This window comes from Cupriavidus sp. Met-2, from assembly GCF_049843575.1.
GTDB lineage: Bacteria > Pseudomonadota > Gammaproteobacteria > Burkholderiales > Burkholderiaceae > Cupriavidus > Cupriavidus metallidurans.
Genome location: NZ_JBBHZL010000043.1, coordinates 1 through 2,725 on the forward strand (window position 1 = coordinate 1; position 2,725 = coordinate 2,725).

The 2,725-nt window shown below is 58.0% G+C and carries 3 pseudogenes; 2 read left to right on the forward strand and 1 reads right to left on the reverse strand.

The features are described 5' to 3' along the window. Positions 1 to 631: 631 nt before the first annotated feature. Positions 632 to 928: pseudogene (locus tag WD006_RS29240) on the forward strand (integrase core domain-containing protein); the annotation flags it as partial. A 41-nt stretch (positions 929 to 969) separates the two neighbouring features. On the opposite strand, the pseudogene WD006_RS29245 reads toward WD006_RS29240, so the two are convergent. Then, positions 970 to 1,418 (reverse strand): annotated as a pseudogene (locus WD006_RS29245) (transposase); the annotation flags it as partial. A 1,129-nt stretch (positions 1,419 to 2,547) separates the two neighbouring features. On the opposite strand from WD006_RS29245, the pseudogene WD006_RS29250 reads away from it, so the two are divergent. Next, positions 2,548 to 2,725 (forward strand): annotated as a pseudogene (locus WD006_RS29250) (glycosyltransferase family 39 protein); the annotation flags it as partial.

Here is a 2,725-nt window from a genome sequence, read left to right on the forward strand (position 1 = left end):
TGCCGTTCAACCGCGGCGTGACCCAATCGCCGGAGACGAACATCTCGCGCGGAACCTCGGCGTAACGACCCTCGTCGGGTTCATAGAGGGGACGCACGGATAGCGTGGACATCCAGAGGACCACCGTGAGTGCGATGGTCAAAGCCATGAAAATCTGTCGCTTCAAGAGACTGCCCGTCCAGGTGTGCGGTGGCCACTGCTACCGCGCTTGGTCAAATGCTCTCAGGGCGCAACGACATAGATGCCGGATGTGGTTCGTCGCCGTCGTGATGTTGGATCATGGAGCAGTTCACGCGGCGCCGCTTGACGCCCCACGAGCCGAGGATGCGATTCACGCGGGAGTCCGAAGGATGGCGACTTGGCCAGCAGAGAGCGAACAGCGGGATTCTAGGGCGCTCACCTGTCGGGGGGATTACGAGATGATGACGGCGCAGTCCGCCGTCGAGTGCTTTGCGGCAGAAGAAGTTGCCTGACGAAGCGTCAGCGTTAGCTCATGGTAACCCAAGTGCTTCGGAGAACGGGCGTCGGGTTCGATGCGTTGGTGCGTAACCATTCGGCAATGTCGCCGCAATGTTCTGCATAGTAAACTTGACGCCCCGCAGTTGTCAGCGGGCCTCATCACCCTTAGTACGCCGGGGTGCAGCCCTCGATGGGATCGGCGGGCGATGCTTATGACAACGCCATGTGTGAAAGCTTCTTTGCAACGCTCGAATGCGAGCTGCTGATGCGTTCGCACTTTGCCACGCATGATGACGCGCGGCGCGCCTTGTTCACTTGGATCGAAGGCTGGTACAACCCACATCGCTTGCACAGCGCGTTGCGCTATCGAAGCCCGCAGGAGTTTGAAAGGATGACCGCCCATGACAAGGATCTGACGCAACACTCAGCCTTCACCGCCCCATCACAAGGAGACAACCCATCGAACTAAGATTCCAATGCAGATCTGTCCGAAAAAACGGGGTAACCCCAATCGTCGGTTTGCCTGGCACTGCGCCCGTCTTGCCAGTCTGCAGGCCGAGCAAGCTTCTCTTCTACATTTTTGATCGCGCTACACCGAGAACTTCGCAGACCAGCTTCACAGGTCGTCCCCCGCCAATGAGGTTGAGCGCGCAAATTATTTTCGCGAGGTCATCACCTCCACTGCCTCACGGAGAATCTCGTTCTCCATGGTCTTCTTGCCCCAGCATGCGCTGTAGCTCACGGACTTGCTTGAGCGCGTCGCTCAGGCTCGATGGCGGCACGACTTCTTCACCAGCCCTAACCGCCGATAGACTGCCGTCCTGGTACAGCTTGCGCCAATGAAGGAGGTGATTCGGATTTCCGCCTTGCTGGCACGCCACCATCAACACCGTCTTGCCCGGCTCACAGCTCTCGCGCTCAATCGAAACACAGTCGTATGCCCCCGCCTGTAAGTTCATTGTAAGGGGGAACTGTGTCCGGCAATTCAGGGGGCCGCTCCAGGCTCGCTCCATCCGGATAGCCCCCCCGAAAGCAAGTAAATCGATTAATTATGCGTAAATGAACTGCGCATAAAATAAGATCGCGTCTTGGCACGACTTCCTAAAGCGAGAGGATACAGGCGATGGCCCAGAATGGTGCAATAGTCTTGGAGGCGCCCAGCGGCGATCCAGATGCCGCTGAGTTGCAAGCGGTGGAGATGGAAGCGACCTTGCAGAGCCTGATGCAGCTTGGATTAGTGACGTCGTGGCTGCGGCTCGCCGACAGCTCGTACCGAGTGGAGGTCGATGGAGAAATCATGGAGCAGCTCTCAGTACTCGGATGGGCGCGCAACTGCTGCCCTCGGCGGGCACCCGAATCTCTGGAGTAGCCGCAACTCCCTCTGAGCGTAAGGCGGCGTAGCTCCAGCAGTCTACGTGCACGTGCGTAATGCATTCGGGAAGCGGCTTCTTGACTGGCCGAGCTCATTTTCGCGGCCCGGTCGGTCGAGCCCGGCGCACACTTTAGATCGTGGATGATTTCGCATGGCAACATGCTTCCGGCGAAGATCACGTTATTTGGATGGGCGAGCGCTGGAGCCGTGAATGGATTCTAGTGCTATGCGGCTCACTAAAGCCCAATTGAAGGTGGCCGGGTGTGACGAGCACGCGCTTGATTGGTTGGACTGACGTCCATGGCCATCATTTGATCATCGGCCGCTGTTTGTAAGGTCTTAAGAGGCCTTCCCTCAGGTCCAGCGATCGCGGCGCAACCGCAAAACCGACTGTCAGGCTCCCTCCTCCTTAGTCGCTCGACACAACGCCCTATCCCCAACTTCCCGGTCGATGGCTCCGCACGTCATCTTCCCGTAATCCTTTCGACAGGTCAGGACCCTAAAATCTGTCATCCGGATGCAAAAATATCGCGTTCGAGACATTGCAACGGCCACCTCGCGGCCCAAGCCCTTTCCGTGAATACGGTCTGCAGACTCGGGATCGAAAAGAAGCGCGTGTCCGTTGCAAAGCCCCAGCACCACGATCCTGCGAGTAGCTTTCGGAAGTGGCACAGGCGACGCGTACGTCTGATCGGCAGAAATTTAACCGTAACTACATGGGCCTGCTCTCAAAACGACGGATTTTGCCTGTCTTGACGATGACACTGGCAATGGTCCTTTGGATGTCGACACTAGCCATTCGCCCGCTGTATGAACCCGATGAGGGGCGTTACGCAGAGGTTCCGCGGGAAATGTTCGTCTCGGGCGACTGGGTCACGCCGCGGTTAAATGGCG